Genomic DNA, 16,800 nt, shown 5'->3' with positions numbered 1-16,800 from the left:
GGGATGCTCCGCCCGTCAGAGATCTGTTGAGACGCGAAGTCGAACGCCATGAGCGATACGCTGCCCATCCTCATCGTCGATGACCAGCCCAAGCTGTTGCGGCTCATCATCGAATTGATGACCCGACTCGGCTTTCCCGAAGTGGACGGGGTCTCGGACGGGGCCGAGGCGCTCCTCCGCCTGCGCGAGCGCCGCTACGCCCTCGTCATCTCCGATCTCGCCATGGAGCCGATCGACGGTCTGCAGCTGCTGCGCGAAATCCGGGCCGACGACGCCCTGATGAACACGCCCTTCATCCTCACGGAGACCTCGTTCGACTTCGAGGACATCAACCACGCCCACGTCGCGGGCGCGGACGCCTTCATCCTCAAGCCGTTCGACATCAACCTGCTCAAGACCAAGCTGAAGCAGGTGCTCAACCGCAAGCCCCGCCGCCGCGAGGCGCCGCTGCCCGCCGAGTCGGCCCTCAGCCAGGATTTCCCGATGCTGGGTAAGTTCTGAACGGCAACGCCTCGCGCCGGTTCGCCCGGGAAAGAGGCTTCTCATATCGTTGCCGGTCGAACGCCTCTCTCCGTCATCGCGAGGCGGAGCCGTCGTGACCCGGAGCGCGACCTGTCCGGACAGTGCGGAGCCCCGGATTGCTTTCGCTGAGCCTCGCAAGGACGAGGGAAGAGACCGAAGCGATCAAACGGAAACCGTTTTCAGGCGGCCTGCGCCGGTGCGCGCTCCCGCGACACCCGGGCGACCGCCTCGCGCAGCGTTCCGAGACCGGCATCCGGGGCCATCCCGGCGGTGGCGAGGTGCCGGCGAAAGGCCCTCGCCCCGGGCCGCCCGTTGAACAGGCCCAGCATGTGACGGGTATAGGCGTGCAGCCGCAGGCCGCGGGCCAGCCCCTCGGCGATCACCGGCTCCAGGGCCTCGACCGCGGCGAAGGCGTCGGCCACCGGCGCCGGCTCGCAGAACAGCTCCGGATCGACCGCGAGCAGCAGGGCCGGGTCCGTGTAGGCGGCCCGCCCCATCATGACGCCATCCACCTCGGCCAGCCGCGCCTTCGCGGCCGGAATGTTCGCGATCCCGCCATTGACCGCGATGGGCAGTTCCGGCCAGGCCGCCTTCAGCCGTGCGACGCGCCCGTAATCGAGCGGCGGCACGTCCCGGTTCTCGCGCGGGGACAGGCCCTTGAGCCAGGCCTTGCGCGCATGCACGACGAGACCGTCGACGCCCGCCGCGACCGCGGCCCCGGCCACGGCGTCGAGCGCCGCCTCGATGTCCTGCTCGTCGACGCCCAGGCGGCACTTGACGGTCACGGGCACGGCGACGGCGGCCTTCATCGCCGCCACGCAGTCGCCCACCAGGGCGGGCTCGCGCATCAGGCAGGCGCCGAAGCGTCCCTCCTGCACCCGGTCCGACGGGCAGCCGACATTGAGGTTGATCTCCGCATAGCCGAAATCGGCGGCGATCCGCGCCGCGGCGGCCAGATCCCCGGGATCGGAGCCGCCGAGCTGCACCGCGACCGGATGCTCGAACGCATCGAAGCCGAGCAGCCGCTCCCGATCCCCGTGCAGCACGGCGCCGGTCGTCACCATCTCGGTGTAGAGCCGAGCCCGGCGCGAGAGGGTGCGATGGAACGCCCGGCACTGCCGGTCGGTCCAGTCCATCATCGGCGCGACGCTGAAGCGCCAATCCTCGGCGGTGATGGAATCTCTGTCGTTGACCGTCACGTTTGACCGGAGCGTTGCCGTGCGGGGCCGCAAGGCCCGGCGAACCCGGGACGCCTAGATCATTTCGGCACCGCTCGGCAACTTCGCCGCCGCGCCCGCATGCCCGGCCGGCGCGTCAGACGAACGGGTTCGAACGGATCTGACCCTTCTGGCCTTCGCGCTGATCGGCGGCCACCACCGCATCGACCGCCTGTTCGGCGAGGGCACGGGCCACGTCGTAGGGGAGACGCGTGTTTCCGTAGATGAGGCGACTGCCCAGGGCTTGTTGGGAAATTGTCGCCGCGACCGCTCTGATGCGCTCTTCCCGGCTGGCTTGGGCCTGCATGTCGCCTCCCTGCGCAGCGCGCCGTCTGCCTTCCGATGCCGACGCCTGCTCATCAAACGACCGTGCTGGCACGCCCGAAAGGCTCGCCACTCCAGCACCGTCGTATTTTCGTCATGATCTACAGCGGATCGGCCCTTTGAGAAACTTCTTTTCTCTTTTGGCGGGTGACAGCGGCTTGAGCCGGTGAAGGCGACGCGTGTCCGCCTCAGCCGCCGCGTCGGTCTCGGGCAGCGACATGCAGCGCGTCGAAGGGCGCGAAGGGCCGTCGGAGCTGTCCTCCCGCTCTTTACCCTTGCCCGCCGACGGGACAGGCCGCGAGCCGGCTTCCGCGGGCGCGATGCCGCCTCCTTGCCGAGGCGTATGCTGGGGGAGGAAGGTGATGCAGCCCGGCCGGATCGAACCGAACGCTCAGGCGGGTCGCGGGGTCTGCCGCTCGTGAAGCCGGCGATAGGCCGCCGCGAAGGCTTCCGCACTCTCCCGCGTCAAGCCGGTGACCACGAGGTTCGGGGCGGCCACGGCCCACAGGCCGTCCTCGTTCTGAAGGAGATGAATCGTGGGCACGGCGGTCGTCCCCGTTGGCCTGCCTGTGGCAACGGGGACGACCCGAGGCATGTTCCGCCCGCGCCCGGAGCTGCGATCCACGCGGACGGTTCGGCGGACCTCTTCGATCCGGGCCGCCTCAATGCGGGTCTCGGTATGCGGGTCTCAGTGCTCGTGGCGATGGTCGTGCCCGCAGGCGCCGTGAGCGTGATCGTGGCTGTGATCGTGCTTGTGACCATGGCTGTGATCATGGTTGTGATCGTGGGCATGGTGGTGATGCCCGTGATCGTCGTGGGCGGCGTGATCGTGCGCGGCAGGCTGGTGCGCGTGGTCGTGGTGATGGTCGTGGCCGCACTGGCTGTGGTCGTGGGCCGCCTTCTCCGGCTTGAAGGGGCGCTGCACCGGCGTGGCGGTGCAGCCGGCGCCGCGCACCAGCTCGGCCGCGCGGGCGGGCACGTAGAGTGCGTCCGGGCCGACCTCGGCAGGAACGTGCTCGCCGCCGAGCTGCCAGGCGAGTCGCAGCAGCCGGGCCGGGCTGCCGGCGCGGACTTCGAGAAGCGCCTCCTCCGCCGCGCGCACCCCGACGAGGCGCCCATCCTCGAGCTTGAGCGCATCGCCGTCCTCCAGCCCCAGGGCCCGCTCCAGGGCGAGGTCGACGGACAATCCGCCCGCCGTCGTCAGGTGGGCATGCGCCTGCGCCCGGGCGGCGTGGTCGAGGATCACCGTATCGACGACGAGATCGGGCCGGACGGCGACCTTGCGGACGATCAGGCGGGCCTTGGACGAGTGAGCCTTGGATGAGTGGGCCTGGGACGAGGTGGCTTCGGACATGGGATCCTCAAGGAGCGTCGGGGCCGGCCGGGGCCGACGTTTTTGCAACAGGCGTGCCTCAGATGGCAGGCGCGGCGTCGATTGTCATGCCCCCGGTGCAACCCGCCCCAATCTTGGCCGTTTCATGTGCCGACGATGACCGCCGGTGACAGACCAAGGCCGTTTCAAGGCTTTCCGGCATCTCGCCGGCAACAATGGCACGATCGCCGATGCACAAGGGAGATCTGACCACCATGAAGAAGCTCATTGCCGCCGCCCTCGCGGGCAGCCTCGCGCTCTCGCTCGGCGCCTGCAACACGCCGCAGGACCGGGCGCTGGGCGGTGCCGCCCTCGGCGCCGGCCTCGGCGCGGCGGTCGGCGGCCTCGCCACCGGCCGAGCGGGCGGCGCGCTCGCCGGTGCGGCGATCGGCGGCGCGGGCGGCGCCATCGCCGGCGCCGCGACGGCGCCCCGCTGCCCCTACGGCACGTTCCGCGACGAGTACGGCAACGTCTACTGCCGCTGATCCCCACGCGCGGATGGCGAGGAAGGGCCGGGGCGGCAGCGCCCCGGCCCTTTCGTTTGGGACGGACCTGCAGGACGACTTGCAGGGTCGGAGTGCACGGTCGGATTGCACGGTCGGACTTGCGCCGCGCGACGCTTTGCGGCGTTAGAGTGCCGCGGGAAACACCCGGTCACGGACCGCCTCGGCCCGCCTGCCGACGGCGCGGCAAGCGCGTCGTGAGTGACACCAAGCCCCTGTGCGCGCGCCGTTGCGCCCGCGGATTACCGGAAGAGCCCTTGTCCCTGCCCGAACCCTCGCGTCACCGCACTCCTTCCGTCGGCATCTCCCGATGAGCGCCGGCCTGTGGGGAAAGATCGGCGGCGCCGGGCTCGGCGTGCTGGTCGGCGGACCGATCGGCGCGCTGGTCGGGAGCGTGGCCGGACACTTCCTCGTCGATCGCGAGGGCGCGCCGTTCGGGCCGACGCCGCGGGACGTGGTGTTCACCACGGGCCTCGTGGCGCTGGCGGCCAAGATGGCGAAGTCCGACGGGGTCGTCACCGAATCCGAGGTCGAGGCCTTCGGGCGGGTGGTGCAGGTCGAGCCCGAGGCGCGCGCGGGCGTGCAGCGCCTGTTCGATCTCGCCAAGGCGACCACCGACGGCTTCGAGGCCTATGCCGGGCAGCTCGCCACGACCTTCGGCGAGGAGCCGGCCCTGCTCGAGGACGTGCTGGACGGCCTGTTCCACATCGCCACCGCCGACGGCGCCATCCACGAGGGGGAGGAGCGCTACCTGCGCGCGGTGGCCGGAATCTTCGGCCTCGACGAGACGGCCTTCCGCCGGATCGCGGCCCGGCACCTGCGGCTGGCCGACGATCCCTACCTCGTGCTCGGCGCCGATGCCTCCGCCGACGCGGCGGCGCTGAAGGCCCATTACCGGCGGCTCGTGACCGAGAACCATCCGGACCGGGCGCTCGCCCGCGGCCTGCCGCCGGAGGCCGTGGCCATCGCCACGCGGCGGCTCGCCGCGATCAACGCCGCCTGGGACAGGATCGCGGCCGAGCGGGGCCTGACGTGAGCTTCGCTGCCGACAGCCGGCTCGTGGAGGCCGTCCTCGCCTCGCCCAATCGCGGCGTGCGGGCCGCGGGCGGCCTCGACATGCTGATCCTGCACTACACCGGAATGCCGACGGCGGAAGGAGCCCTGGACCGCCTGCGCGATCCGGCGGCGGAGGTCTCGGCCCACTACTTCGTGTTCGAGGACGGGCGCATCGTGCAGATGGTGCCCGAGGCCGACCGCGCCTGGCATGCCGGTGCGGGCGCCTGGGCGGGTTCGCGCGACATCAACTCCCGCTCCATCGGCATCGAGATCGCTCATCCGGGCCATGCCGGCGGCCTGCCGCCCTATCCCGAGGCGCAAGTCGCGGCGGTGGTCGCGCTCGCCGCCGACATCGTCCGGCGGCGGGCGATCCCCGGGCCCCGCGTGCTGGCCCATTCCGACGTGGCGCCGGCTCGCAAGGAGGATCCGGGCGAGCTCTTCCCCTGGGAGCGGCTGGCGCTTGCAGGCGTCGGGCACTGGGTTGCCCCGGCCCCGATCCGCGACGGGCGCTTCTTCGCCGCGGGCGATACCGGCGAGCCGGTCGAGGCGCTGCAGGCGATGTTCGCCCTCTACGGCTACGAGCAGCCGATCACCGGTCGCTTCGACGAAGGGATGCGCGCGGTCGTCACCGCCTTCCAGCGCCATTTCCGCCCGGCCCGCATCGACGGGGTGGCGGATTCCTCCACGATCACCACCCTGCGCGACCTGATCGCCGCACGGCCGGCCTGAGGATCGCGCCCCCGGGGGCAACGACCAGGGGCGGGCAGGGCGCGACGCGCAACATCATCCCGGGCCGACCTGCGTTCTTTCGCCACTGTCGCCCGATCCGGCGGCGCCGTCGCCCATTTCCCTTGCATGTTCGTCTTTCACTGGATCGTCGGCGTCCTGATCGGGGCGGTGCTCCTGGCCGCCCTGGCGCGGCGCCTGGGCGCGCCCTATCCCGCCTTCCTCGCTCTAGGCGGCGTCGGCCTCGCCTTCCTGCCCGGCGTGCCGAACCTCTCGCTCGATCCCGAACTGGCGCTCGCCCTGTTCCTGGCCCCCGTCCTGATGGATGCGGGCTACGACACCTCCCTGCGCGATCTCGTGCGCAATTGGCGCCCTATCGCCGGCCTCGCCGTCGGGGCGGTGGCCGCCACCACGGCGGCGGTGGCCGCCGTCGCGACCTGGCTGGTGCCGGACATGCCGCTCTCCGCCGCGATCGTGCTCGGCGCGGTCGTCGCCCCGCCGGATGCGGTGGCCGCACTCTCGGTGCTCAGCCACGTCTCCCTGCCGCACCGCCTCGCCACGATCCTGCGCGGCGAGAGCCTCCTGAACGACGCCGGGTCGCTGCTGATCTACCGGCTCGGCGTGGCGGCGGCGGTGACCGGGCACTTCTCGGTCGGGGAGGTGGCGCCGGCCTTCCTGATCGGCGTCGTCGGCAGCCTCGTGGCGGGGCCGCTCGCGGCCTTCGTCTACCTGCGCATCCTCCGACGGGTCGAGGACGCGGCCAGCGCCATCGTGCTCCAGTTCTCCGCCGCCTTCGGACTCTGGATGACGGCGGAGGCGGTGGAACTGTCCGGCGTGCTCACCGTGGTGAGCTTCGCCATCGCCGTCGCCCGCCGCGCTCCCGGCCAGACCCCGCCGCGGGTGCGGGTGATCTCGAACGCCGTCTGGGAGACCGCGATCTTCGTGCTCAACGTGCTCGCCTTCGTGCTCATCGGCAACCAGATCGGCCCGATTCTGGAGCGGCTGAGCCCGGAGCAGGAACTCTCCTACGCCCTCGTCGCGGGGGCGGTGGTCGCCACCGTGGTGCTCGTGCGCATCGCCTGGGTGCTGCCGGCCAGCCTCATCCGCCATCTCGGCGTCTCCGGTACCGGGCCGTCCGGCGGGGACGGGCCGGACCGCGATCTCGGCCTCGGCGCGGGCGCCGCCGTGGCGTGGTCGGGCATGCGCGGCCTCGTCACGGTCGCCGCGGCCCTGGCCCTGCCGGAGGGCGGCCCCGGCGGCGCGGGCTTTCCCTATCGCGACCTCATCGTGCTCACGGCCTTTTGTGTGGTGATCGGCACCCTGGTCGTGCAGGGCCTGACCCTGCGTCCGCTCCTGGCCCGGCTCGGGCTGGAGGATGCCGATCCGGTCGGCCTCGAGGTCGGCTGGGCACGGGCCGAGGCCTACGGCGCCGCGGTCGAGGCTCTGAAGGCCGACCGATCGGAGGCCGCCGAGGCCCTACGGGGGGAATTCCACTCCGTCCTGGCCCAGGCCGAAGCCCATGAGAAGGGGCTCGCACCGGAGGGATTGCCGACCGACGAGCCACGCCGCCATGCGATCCGTGCGGCCCGCGACCGGCTGCTGGCGCTCCGCTACGAGGGCCGGATCGGCGACGACGCCTACTTCGTGCTGGAGGAGGAACTCGACTGGGCAGAACTCAACGCAACGCCGAGAGCGGAGGCGTGACGCCCGCACACCGCGAGCGGACGGCGCGATCATCACCAATGTGATGTGACCATTTGCAACTTTAAATACAGAACAATGCTCACGGGTCACAATTTATTGTGAGCTATTTCGAGTTCTGCTCAGTGTTCTCGGAACGAGTGGGCCTAAAACTGCTTTCAGTAATTGATTTTGGAATTTGTGGCGTGATAGGCCCGGGCCGATGATCGAACATTTCGCCTTCTTTCAATGTCGCTCGGGCGATCTCTGCAGCACACGGCGAAGACATTCGTACGATGCAACCTTCGTGACGATGCCGGACGTTCGAAAAGATCCCGTTGAAATGTGCGAATGGAGCCGTCGCTACTGCGTGAACGGTGCCGCGTGTCGGCGGAGCCGTTGGTGATGGTCGTCGCCAGCGTTGCTTGTCTTGCCGGCGGCGTCGCTCTGGCGGCCCGGGCGGGCCGGTTCGGAGAGCGTGCCGCCGGGGCCGAGACCCTGGCCGGCGCCCTGCTGATCCTCGGCCTTGTGCTGATCGGTCTCGGCCTGCCGGTCTTCCGCTGACGCTGCGTTCCGGGCCAGCCGATCCGGCCCGAAAGCCGTTGGCGCGCGGAGGTGGTCCGTAGCCGGGTGCTGCGACCCGCTGGAGCATCGTCCCGAAAGGTGGCCGCCGGCTTTCGGCAAAGGACGATGCGAAACAAGAAAAGGTGGCCGCCGGCTTTCGGCAAAGGACGATGCGAAACAAGAGACGAGACCATCGTGCCGGATACGATATCCGGCACGATGTTCTAGGCAGCGGAGCCGGCGCCGCGGCGGGCGGCGACCCGCGCCTCGATCGCGTCCCAGACCGCAACCGAGAGATCGGGTCCGCCGAGCCGCTTGATGGTGCGGATGCCGGTGGGCGAGGTCACGTTGATCTCGGTGAGATGCCCGTCGATCACGTCGATCCCGACGAGGATCAGGCCGCGCCGCTTCAACTCCGGGCCGATGGTCGCGCAGATTTCGCGCTCGCGCTCGGTCAGGTCGGAGGCGCCCGCCGCGCCGCCGCGCACCATGTTGGAGCGGATGTCGCCCTTGGCCGGCACGCGGTTGATCGCGCCCATGGCCTCGCCGTCCACGAGGATGATGCGCTTGTCGCCCTCGGTGATCTTCTCGAGGAAGCGCTGCACCACCCACTGCTCGCGAAAGGTGGCGGCGAACAGGTCGAACATGGAGCCGAAATTCGGGTCGTCCTCCGAGACCCGGAACACCGCCGCGCCGCCATGCCCGTGCAGCGGCTTCATCACGACGGTGCCGTGCTCGGCCCGGAACGCCTCGATCTCCGCCCGGTCGCGGGAGATCAGGGTCGGCGGCATCAGTTCGGAGAAGTCGAGGACGAAGAGCTTCTCGGGCGCGTTGCGCACCTCGGCCGGATCGTTGACGACCAGGGCGCGCCCGGCGACCTTCTCCAGCATGTGGGTGGCCGTGACGTAGGCCATGTCGAAGGGCGGATCCTGGCGCATCAGCACCACGTCCACTTGGCCCAGATCGATGCGCTCGGGTGCCTGCAGGGTCGCGTGCGCGCCCTCGACATCCTGCACCGTCACCGGGGCGGCGTAGGCGGTCACGAGCCGCCCCTGCATCGAGAGCCGGTCGGGCGTGTAGGTATAGAGGCGGTGCCCCCGCGCCTGCGCTTCCAGCATCAGGCCGAAGGTGGTGTCGCCCGCGATGCGGATCGACTGGATCGGGTCCATCTGAACCGCGACGGTCAACGCCATGCTCGTCCCCGATCTGTCGGTACCCGCCTCGGGGCCGGCGGAGCCTGTCGCCCGGCCGGCCTTTCGGCGCTCTTAAAGAGGCTCTGGTCGGCGCTGCGGCCTCAGCGCTGGCCGCGGGGCTGCGAACCGCCGGTGCGACGGTCGTAATCGCCGATGGCGGCCCGGCATTCCGGCGAGAGGCGGGCACGGTTGCGGTTCATGCAGTTCTCGGCATCCGCCTCCCGGCTGGGATCGACGCCGGCGCAGAGGCGGAAGAAGTCGTTGGCGCAGCCGAGCTGCAGGCCCTGATCCTCCCGCTGAGCCTGAGCCGGAACGGCCAGGAGAAGCAGAGCGAAGGGGGCGAGTTTCAGGGCCGCGATCCGTCCGCGCATCGGGCTGCCAAGTCGTGAGAAGTCCGGACGCATCCTGCCTTGTCCTTCGCTCGATCCAAGTTGGGCTGGCCCCGCATATCGGGCATCCCCCCGCGTTAGCAAGCGCAGCACGGCCGCATCGCGGTTGCGAGGACGGGCCGGGGCACCGCGCCGCACGACGATGGCCGCGTGCGACCGGCATGCCGAAAAAAGGCCCCGCGGCGAGGTGCGCGCGGGGCTTGGAAGTCAAGGGAGGAAACGCCCGCCATGGGCCCGTGCGGCTTCGCAAGGACTATGCCGCAGCCCCCGCCGAACTCTCCTCCGCGAGGCTCTGCGGTGTGGCCGCCATGCCGCGCCGGTTCGATCGGGACGCCAGCGGAAGGCGCCTCGAAATGTTCCGTTAACCACGTTGTGCTGAGCTTGGCCTCAATCGCTCGGCCGGGTGGGCGCGTCCCGCCCCTTGGTCGAGACCCGCTTCGGACCTTCGTCGGGACATGCGGCGGGTCGGGGGGCGGCCGCCAGAAGCATCGACGGAACAGCGCCATGACGCCTTCACACACGAACCCGACGCCGCCGATCAAACGACCCACGCCGGCCCAGCGGGACCGTCAGGCCGCAGGCTCGGTCGTGCCCTTCGTCGGAAGCGGTGCACGCCGCTTCCGCCGGGACGAGGACGATGCCCCGCGCGGCCAGGTGCTGCTCTTCACCGGGGTGCGCTACGAGAGGCTGCCGGACGCGGACGCCGCGCCGGTTCCGCAGCGCCGCCGCTCGTGACGCGCCGCGCCGGATCGGCCTTCGCGCCGCTTCGCCGGTTCGGTCCCCTGCTCGCTCCGCTGCTGCTGGTCTCCTGCGCGCAGGAGGGCGATTTCGGCCGCCCGGCCCGCAGCGCCTGGAACGGCCTGATCGAGACCACGGGCACGCTGGCCGCCCGCAACCGCGAGACCCCGGCCTCGTTCTCCCCGCTCACGGACGACGAGGCGACCCTGCGCGACCGCGCGTGGCGCTTCCTGATGCCGGCCGACGGCCGCGCCGCCTTCCAGGATGCCCTCGCCAACCTCACCCGCGCCCGGGTGCTGCCGCCGCGCTGGCGCACCGACGACATCCCGGCCTATCACGCAGGATTGATCTCCGAGCCGTTCCGCTCGCCCGTCTCGCGCTACCGCCGGCTCTCGGACGACGCGACCGCCGACGGCCGTCTGATCCCGCCCTTCGCCGCGCTGGCGCAGCGGGTGTTCGAGGCGGACGGCGTGCGCCTGCGCGCGCTGCCCTTCGCCAGGAGCCTCGACGACTGGGACGTGCGGCAGGCGGCGATGCGGGTGGCGGAGAACCGTTGCCTCGTCGCCTGGGTGCGGCTGGAGGCGGGCCTGCGCATCGCCCGCTACCGCTACGCCCTCGAACATTTCCTGGTCGAGATGCCCGGCCGCGAGGCCGCCCCGGCCGAGCAGGCGATCACCTTCCTCGAAGGCCGGAAGGTGCTGCTCGACCCGCTGCTGGCGGCCGATGCCGCCGCGCGCTGCGGATTGACGGAGCCGCCCGCCCAAGCGGTGCTGGCCGGACCGGTCGTGGTCAAGTACTAGAGCGCTCGCCGCCGAAGCGGATGCCGGTTCGGCGAAAAAGAGCGCGATATAACAATGGCCTAGAGCGGCACCTCGATCCAGCGTGGTCGGGCGCGGCTCTAGGCTCGCCCCGTTCGGCCTGACCCGAGTTCGAGAGCAGACAGAAACGATGCGAACCATCGTCTACGCGGATGGCGGATGCGATCCCAATCCCGGCCCCGGTGGCTGGGGTGCGGTGATCCAGGACCCTGCCGGCACGATCGAGCTGCATGGCGGCGAGCGGGCCACCACCAACAACCGCATGGAGCTGACCGCCGCGATCCGGGCGCTGGAGCATTTCCCGGAAGGCGCGCAGATCGAGATGCGCTGCGACAGCCAGTACGTGGTCAAATCCGTCACCGAGTGGATGCGCGGCTGGAAGGCGCGCGGCTGGCGCACCGCCACAGGGCCGGTGAAGAACATCGACCTGATGCAGCGGCTCGACGCGCTCGCCAGCGCCCGCGACGTGCGCTGGACCTGGGTGCGGGGCCATTCGGGCGAGGCCGGCAACGAGCGGGCCGACCGGCTCGCGACCCTGGGCCGCCGGGAGGCCCTGGGCCTGCCGGTGCCGCCGTCGCCCGATCGTCCGCCCGCGCCGGTTGCGGCCCCCGCGCCGGCGCAGACGCCCGAAACCGTGCAGGTGGCTCTGCGTGCCGATCTCGCCACGGCGCTCGCCCGGGCGGCGGGCCGGGCCGGGATGTCGCCTCAGGCCTATCTGGAGGACGCGGTGCGGCTCGCCCTCGAACTGAAGCCGCCCGGCATCGCCCGCGTCCGCGCCGACCTGCAGCGCAAGGCGTCCTGACGCGAGGGGAGGGAGCGGCCCGTGGACCCGGCCTTCTTCGATCGCCCCGCCGCGACGGTCGCGGCCGAGCTGATCGGCCGCAGGCTGCTGGTGGCTGGCATCGGCGGCACCCTCGTCGAGACCGAGGCCTACGACCGCACCGACCCGGCCTCCCACAGCTTCAACGGACCGACCCGGCGCAATGCCAGCATGTTCGGACCGCCGGGCCGCGCCTACGTCTACCGCTCCTACGGCCTGCACTGGTGCCTCAACCTCGTCTGCGAGACGGGCAGCGCCGTGCTCCTGCGCGCGCTCGCCCCGAGCGCGGGGCTGGAGACGATGCGCGCCCGCCGCGGCCTCGACGCGCCGCGCCTCCTCTGCGCCGGGCCGGGCCGGCTCGCCCAGGCGCTCGGCATCGACCTCTCGCATGACGGCCTGCCCTTGGACCGGCCGCCCTTCGCCTGGGCCGAGCCGGAGGAGCCGGTGACCGTGGCCGCCACGACCCGCATCGGCATCAGCCGCGGGGTCGAGGCGCCCTGGCGCTTCCTCGTGCCCGGCTCGCCCTATCTCAGCCGGCCGCTGCCGCGGCGGACGCCGTAGGGCCGTCAGGTCTCCGCCAGACCGGCACTCGATTCCGAGGCGGCGCGGCCGTGGGGCGTGCCGAGATAGTCTTCCGAGCGCATCTCGATCAGGCGGGAGGCGGTGCGATCGAACTCGAAGGCCTCGCGGCCCTGCTCCGCCCGGTAGAGGTCGGTCGGCTCGGCTTCCGCGGAGGCGACGAGCTTGACGTGCGCGTCGTAGAGCGTGTCGATCAGCGTGATGAAGCGCTTGGCCTCGTTGCGCTCCGCCTCGCCCATCACCGGAATGCCGGAGACGATCAGCGTATGGTAGGCGTCGGCGAGCGCCATGTAGTCGCCCGCGCCGAGCGGCTGGCGGCAGAGGTCGTCGAAGCGGAAGCGGGCGACCCCGCCCGCCTCCTCCGGCACGGGCACCGCGCGGCCCTTCACCCGCACCGTCGTCGGCGTGCCCTTCGCCTTGCCCGTGAGCGCCTTGAAGGCGGCATCCAGCGCGCTCTCGGCGGCCGCGTCCGCCGGCACGTGGTAGACGGAGCTGCCGCCGAGCTTCTCCAGGCGGAAATCCGTGCGGGAATCGAGGCGCAGAACCTCGACCCGCCCCTTCAGCTCCGCCACGAAGGGCAGGAACAGGGCGCGGTTGAGACCGCCCTCGTAGAGCCGGTCGGGCTCGACGTTCGAGGTCGCCACCACGGTCACGCCGCGCTGGAACAGGGCTCCGAACAGGCGCCCGAGGATCATCGCGTCGGCGATGTCGGTCACCGTGAACTCGTCGAAGCACAGCAGCGTGGCCTCCGCCGCCAGCGCGTCCGCGACCGGCGGGATCGGATCGTCGCCCTTCGCCTCGCCGCGCTTGAGCGCCTGCCGGTGGGCGTGGATGCGCTCGTGCGCGTCGGCGAGGAAGCCGTGGAAGTGGACGCGGCGCTTACGCCCGGGCGCGGCCTCGTGGAACAGGTCCATCAGCATGGTCTTGCCGCGGCCCACCGATCCCCAGACGTAGAGTCCCTTGGGCGGACCGGCATCGTCGTCCTTGCGGCCGAACAGCCAGCCCAGCGCGCTGCCCTTCCTCGCCCGGCGGCGGCGCTCCAGGTTCTGCACCAGCCGGTCGAGGGCCTGGACGAGGCGGACCTGGGCCGGATCCCGCTCGATCGCGCCCGAGGCCACCAGGGCGTCGTAGCGCTCGCGCACCGGGCCGGGGGAGACCGCGCCGGCGCGGGCATGGTCGGAGGGGGCTTGGCTGTCGGGCATCCCGGCCGATCGTTCGCGTGAGGTGAGGGCTCCTCCGATGAGCGAACCCGCGGAGGAGGCCAAAGGTTGACGCCGTCGCTCTGCCGCGCCGCTTCACCGCGATCAAGCCGGCAGGGGACAACCTCACGAACATCCCTGCCGATCCGAAGCGGGACCGCCGCGGCGGGCGGGATGCCGCTCGGCCGATCCGGGTCGTAATCGATGGAAAGGCCGCTCCGGGTCCGCACCGCCTACCGGGTCAGGCGGGCCACCCGCAGGGCTTGGTCGAACATCGCGCTCAACGAGGCCGTGATGTCGGCCGGCGTATTGGCCGTAAAGAACAGGCCCTCCGTGGCGCATTTCCGCAGCGGGTCGGCCAGCGTCGGGCTGAAACCGTTGACGACCTTGTTCTCTCTGGCGACCTCGCCGCCCCTGTCGATGAAATCGATCTTGATATAGGGAATGTACAGGATCGAAATGGTTGCCCCGGCTTTTTTCAACTCAGAGCAGTTCTCAGGATCGATTTGTGACGGCTTCGAGCCATCCCAATCGGAGGCGCCGTAGCCCGGGAACTTCGATGGAGCGCCGGTGAACGTCTTTGCATCTTTATTGAGCGAGAAGTTCTGTCCGTTCTGCATTCCGTCCGTGATGAGAAACACGAACGGTTTGGACTTGTCCGCGGTGGCCCCGTTTCCGTAGGACTTGATGGTGTCCTTCATCTGCGGCATGGCCTTTTCGAAGTGGGTTCCGCCGCTGCCCGTGCCGGTCTTCGGATCGTTGTTGGTGTAGAGTTGCGTGACGCCGGTATCGAGCAGCTTCGTGAAGGCAAGCGGCCACGTCTTGTTGCACTCGGCGGAGGTCTTGAGGCTCTCGAGAGCGGTATCGCTCTCGGCGAGCGGGGCCAGCGTCGCGAGGCGGTTGATGAAAGGGTATATGCCGATTCTGTATTGCTTCGGGACGAGCGGCGTCGAGGCCCGCTTCAGAAGCTCGCAGACGGCGTTGTTCACGGCGTCCGATCGAAGCTGGATCTTTCCCGCCGCCAGGTCCCAACCGATATTGTTCGGGAAATGACAGGCGAACTGGCAGCCCTGGCGGTAATCCCAGGACAGGTCTGTATTCTTATCGGCAAGGGACTTCATGCCGGCGGCCGTCGTGGGAAGCCCCATGGAGCCCGAGACATCGACCATCAGGTAGAAGTCGAGGTAGCTCGCCAGGTCCGCGGACGCCGTGACGGTGTTGCTGATCGTCGTGGTCGGTGAGCGGAAGATCCGTCCGAACGTGTTCTGGACCGTCGCCGTGTAGGTCACCGTCGAGGTGAGGGTCTGGCCGTCCCGCTGCACCTGCGGCGGGGACAGGGTGATCTGCGTGAGCGGCATCGAGCCGGCATTGACGGTGAAGGCCCGCGTCGCCTGGTTCCGGCCGGCGCTGAGCGCCGCCTCGACCACGTTGCTCTGCCCCGCATGGTCGGCGAAGTAGCTCTTCGCCGTGACGACGGCCGCCATGGCGGCCGCGTCGGCCGCCCGGTCCAACCGCGTCTTGCCGGCGACCGCCAAGCCGTAATCGACGCCGAGGCCGGTCAGGCCCACGATCGGAACGATGGAGAGCGTGAGCAGGACATTGATGGCGCCGCCCTGATCGCCCGCGAGGGCTCTGGCCCGGCTCTTGAGCCGGCCCGCGCAGGTCAATAGCCGGGGCATTTCGTGGCGATCCCAGTGTCGTTGGTCGTGTCGTAATTCACGAGCGAGGCGTAGCGCGGCTGCATGTAGGCCGAGCGCGCGAGCCGCACCGGCGAGACGATGCGGCTGCCGAAGGTCGGCCGGAAGGTGAAGACCACGTCGACCACGATCAGCGAAGTCGGGCCGTACACCGAGCGCGGAAGGGTGGCGCGGTTGGGCGGCGCGGTGTTGTCGGCCGGCTCCTGATCGATGCCGCAGGGCCGGAAGTTGGGCCCCTCCGGCGGCTGCGCGGTGCCCGTGCTCGTCCACACCACCTTGGCAGTGTAGCAGGCGCTCATGTCGAGGCTGTCGGCGCAGGATGTGGATTTCGGTGTGAACTCGATGCTGGCGTAGTTGATCGAGATGTTCGCGTACCACGGGACGCTGCGACGGACGGAGTCCTGAAGCAGGTAGGGAAACAGCACGAGCGTCGCGTCGAAGCTGAAATGCAGGTCGCCCGCATCGACGAGCGCGACCGACTTGTTGGTCGGGGGCATCGCCTGCGAGAGCATCTGGCTGATCGACTGGGCGATGAGGTCGACCTTGCGGCTCGCATCGACGTAGAGGGTGAGCTGGCTGCCGCCGAGCAGGATCAGCAGCAGGACGGGCAGGCCCACCGCGAACTCGATAGCGGCCAATCCCCCGTCCGCCCCGAGGAACGTCGTCGCGCGAGAGGCGAGGCCGGTCGCGGGGACACGGAACGCCGTGTGCCGGCGGTCGCCGCGGCGGGCTTTCCGGCTGCTGTCGATTCGCGTGCCGGGACCGGGCGGGGGGGTGCGACCGGCCATCGTCAGAACCGCTCGTTGCGGAAGGCCGCGCCCGAGACCGCGACGAAGGCCGGCTTGCCGTCATAGGTCGTGCCGCCGCCGAGCCAGGATGCCACGACGGGCGGCAGGAAGGTGATCGGGTAGATGACCTGCAGGTACTGATAATCGCCGCGATTGCCGAGCTTGAACTGGCCGGAGGCGGCGTCGAGCTTGGGCAGCGCCAGACCGCTCATGTCGGCTTTGACGAAGGTGTAGTAGCCTCCGGGCCCGCGCGCCTTCGGGACGACGTAGAGGTTGATGATCACGTTGTTGCAGGTGAGCACGGCCGGCAGAAAGGTGCAGAGGCTCTCCCTGAACGTCGCGAGAGTCGCCGGAGTCGATTGCGATTGCGCCTTGCCGGTCAGGATCTGGCGCGAGGCGCTCGCTGTCGCATTGTCGAGCGCTTGATTGAGATACAACACGACAGCAACGGCCATCACGAAGAGGATCGTCGCGATGAAGGCGAGGCCGACCAGTGCGAACTCGACTGTCGTCGCTCCCCGTTCGTCTCGGATATATTTCGACGTGCGCCGCATGAGATCAGTCTATCGGCGGGGAGTTTAAGGAACTTATAATTTGATAGGTGGAAGTGCGTTA

General features: G+C 70.2%; 20 protein-coding genes. 10 read left to right on the top strand and 10 right to left on the bottom strand.

The features are described from left to right. Positions 1 to 48 precede the first annotated feature (48 nt). A complete protein-coding gene (locus tag ACPCJR_RS13735; protein ID WP_391512599.1) occupies positions 49 to 501 on the top strand; it encodes a response regulator in 453 nt (150 codons plus the stop codon). Between the two features lie 200 nt (positions 502 to 701). On the opposite strand, the gene dusA is transcribed toward ACPCJR_RS13735, so the two are convergent. The 4 genes from dusA to ACPCJR_RS13715 form a co-directional block, all read right to left on the bottom strand. Beyond that, positions 702 to 1,721 (bottom strand): tRNA dihydrouridine(20/20a) synthase DusA, encoded by a 1,020-nt coding sequence (dusA, locus tag ACPCJR_RS13730; protein WP_391512597.1) that lies wholly within the window; start codon positions 1,719 to 1,721, stop codon positions 702 to 704. 115 nt (positions 1,722 to 1,836) lie between these two features. Continuing rightward, positions 1,837 to 2,046, bottom strand: coding sequence for a hypothetical protein (locus ACPCJR_RS13725; protein ID WP_391512595.1), 210 nt, complete (start codon positions 2,044 to 2,046; stop codon positions 1,837 to 1,839). Between the two features lie 408 nt (positions 2,047 to 2,454). Continuing rightward, positions 2,455 to 2,607: a hypothetical protein gene (locus ACPCJR_RS13720; protein ID WP_391512594.1), complete on the bottom strand. Its 153-nt coding sequence runs from the start codon at positions 2,605 to 2,607 to the stop codon at positions 2,455 to 2,457. Positions 2,608 to 2,751: 144 nt separating this feature from the next. Then, positions 2,752 to 3,417 carry an urease accessory protein UreE gene (locus ACPCJR_RS13715; RefSeq protein ID WP_391512593.1) on the bottom strand — a complete coding sequence of 222 codons (666 nt, stop codon included), beginning with the start codon at positions 3,415 to 3,417 and terminating at the stop codon, positions 2,752 to 2,754. A 233-nt stretch (positions 3,418 to 3,650) separates the two neighbouring features. Here ACPCJR_RS13715 and ACPCJR_RS13710 point away from each other — a divergent pair, with 233 nt between their 5' ends. The 5 genes from ACPCJR_RS13710 (at position 3,651) to ACPCJR_RS13690 (ending at position 7,964) form a co-directional block, all read left to right on the top strand. Next, positions 3,651 to 3,920, top strand: a complete 270-nt coding sequence (locus ACPCJR_RS13710) for a hypothetical protein (RefSeq protein ID WP_110350981.1) — start codon at positions 3,651 to 3,653, stop codon at positions 3,918 to 3,920. Positions 3,921 to 4,248: 328 nt separating this feature from the next. Further along, a complete protein-coding gene (locus ACPCJR_RS13705; protein ID WP_391512592.1) occupies positions 4,249 to 4,974 on the top strand; it encodes a TerB family tellurite resistance protein in 726 nt (241 codons plus the stop codon). Beyond that, positions 4,971 to 5,723 carry an N-acetylmuramoyl-L-alanine amidase gene (locus ACPCJR_RS13700; RefSeq protein WP_391512591.1) on the top strand — a complete coding sequence of 251 codons (753 nt, stop codon included), beginning with the start codon at positions 4,971 to 4,973 and terminating at the stop codon, positions 5,721 to 5,723. The genes ACPCJR_RS13705 and ACPCJR_RS13700 overlap by 4 nt, the downstream gene beginning before the upstream one ends. A 126-nt stretch (positions 5,724 to 5,849) precedes the next feature. Further along, the gene (locus tag ACPCJR_RS13695) at positions 5,850 to 7,424 is read left to right on the top strand and encodes a cation:proton antiporter (RefSeq protein WP_391512590.1); all 1,575 of its coding nucleotides are present in this window, start codon (positions 5,850 to 5,852) and stop codon (positions 7,422 to 7,424) included. 381 nt (positions 7,425 to 7,805) lie between these two features. Further along, positions 7,806 to 7,964 carry a hypothetical protein gene (locus tag ACPCJR_RS13690; protein WP_391512589.1) on the top strand — a complete coding sequence of 53 codons (159 nt, stop codon included), beginning with the start codon at positions 7,806 to 7,808 and terminating at the stop codon, positions 7,962 to 7,964. A 224-nt stretch (positions 7,965 to 8,188) separates the two neighbouring features. On the opposite strand, the gene gshB is transcribed toward ACPCJR_RS13690, so the two are convergent. Both gshB and ACPCJR_RS13680 read right to left on the bottom strand, forming a co-directional pair. Beyond that, a complete protein-coding gene (gene gshB, locus ACPCJR_RS13685; protein ID WP_391512588.1) occupies positions 8,189 to 9,157 on the bottom strand; it encodes a glutathione synthase in 969 nt (322 codons plus the stop codon). A 101-nt stretch (positions 9,158 to 9,258) separates the two neighbouring features. Continuing rightward, positions 9,259 to 9,561 (bottom strand): hypothetical protein, encoded by a 303-nt coding sequence (locus tag ACPCJR_RS13680; RefSeq protein WP_391512587.1) that lies wholly within the window; start codon positions 9,559 to 9,561, stop codon positions 9,259 to 9,261. Positions 9,562 to 10,050: 489 nt separating this feature from the next. On the opposite strand from ACPCJR_RS13680, the gene ACPCJR_RS13675 reads away from it, so the two are divergent. The 4 genes from ACPCJR_RS13675 (at position 10,051) to ACPCJR_RS13660 (ending at position 12,483) form a co-directional block, all read left to right on the top strand. Then, a complete protein-coding gene (locus ACPCJR_RS13675; RefSeq protein WP_391512586.1) occupies positions 10,051 to 10,281 on the top strand; it encodes a hypothetical protein in 231 nt (76 codons plus the stop codon). Continuing rightward, positions 10,278 to 11,084 carry a hypothetical protein gene (locus ACPCJR_RS13670; RefSeq protein ID WP_391512585.1) on the top strand — a complete coding sequence of 269 codons (807 nt, stop codon included), beginning with the start codon at positions 10,278 to 10,280 and terminating at the stop codon, positions 11,082 to 11,084. Before ACPCJR_RS13675 ends, ACPCJR_RS13670 begins: the two co-directional genes overlap by 4 nt. Positions 11,085 to 11,232: 148 nt before the next feature. Further along, positions 11,233 to 11,904: a ribonuclease HI gene (rnhA, locus tag ACPCJR_RS13665; RefSeq protein ID WP_391512584.1), complete on the top strand. Its 672-nt coding sequence runs from the start codon at positions 11,233 to 11,235 to the stop codon at positions 11,902 to 11,904. A gap of 21 nt (positions 11,905 to 11,925) precedes the next feature. Continuing rightward, on the top strand, positions 11,926 to 12,483 hold the full coding sequence (locus ACPCJR_RS13660; protein ID WP_391512583.1) for a DNA-3-methyladenine glycosylase: 558 nt from the start codon (positions 11,926 to 11,928) through the stop codon (positions 12,481 to 12,483). Positions 12,484 to 12,488: 5 nt separating this feature from the next. On the opposite strand, the gene zapE is transcribed toward ACPCJR_RS13660, so the two are convergent. From zapE to ACPCJR_RS13640, 4 genes are all read right to left on the bottom strand, one after another. Further along, complete coding sequence (zapE, locus tag ACPCJR_RS13655) at positions 12,489 to 13,703, bottom strand: cell division protein ZapE (RefSeq protein ID WP_391512582.1); 1,215 nt, start codon at positions 13,701 to 13,703, stop codon at positions 12,489 to 12,491. Between the two features lie 230 nt (positions 13,704 to 13,933). Then, complete coding sequence (locus tag ACPCJR_RS13650) at positions 13,934 to 15,379, bottom strand: pilus assembly protein TadG-related protein (RefSeq protein ID WP_391512581.1); 1,446 nt, start codon at positions 15,377 to 15,379, stop codon at positions 13,934 to 13,936. Further along, positions 15,364 to 16,035, bottom strand: coding sequence for a TadE/TadG family type IV pilus assembly protein (locus tag ACPCJR_RS13645; protein WP_391512580.1), 672 nt, complete (start codon positions 16,033 to 16,035; stop codon positions 15,364 to 15,366). Before ACPCJR_RS13645 ends, ACPCJR_RS13650 begins: the two co-directional genes overlap by 16 nt. Before the next feature lie 152 nt (positions 16,036 to 16,187). Next, positions 16,188 to 16,739, bottom strand: coding sequence for a TadE/TadG family type IV pilus assembly protein (locus ACPCJR_RS13640; RefSeq protein WP_391512579.1), 552 nt, complete (start codon positions 16,737 to 16,739; stop codon positions 16,188 to 16,190). Positions 16,740 to 16,800: the final 61 nt, after the last annotated feature.

Origin of the sequence: Methylobacterium sp. NPDC097929 (genome assembly GCF_049543375.1) — a bacterium.
In the GTDB taxonomy this organism is placed as follows: domain Bacteria; phylum Pseudomonadota; class Alphaproteobacteria; order Rhizobiales; family Beijerinckiaceae; genus Methylobacterium.
Note: the sequence above shows the minus strand (reverse complement) of the source record. Positions and strands in the feature narration are given on the sequence as shown.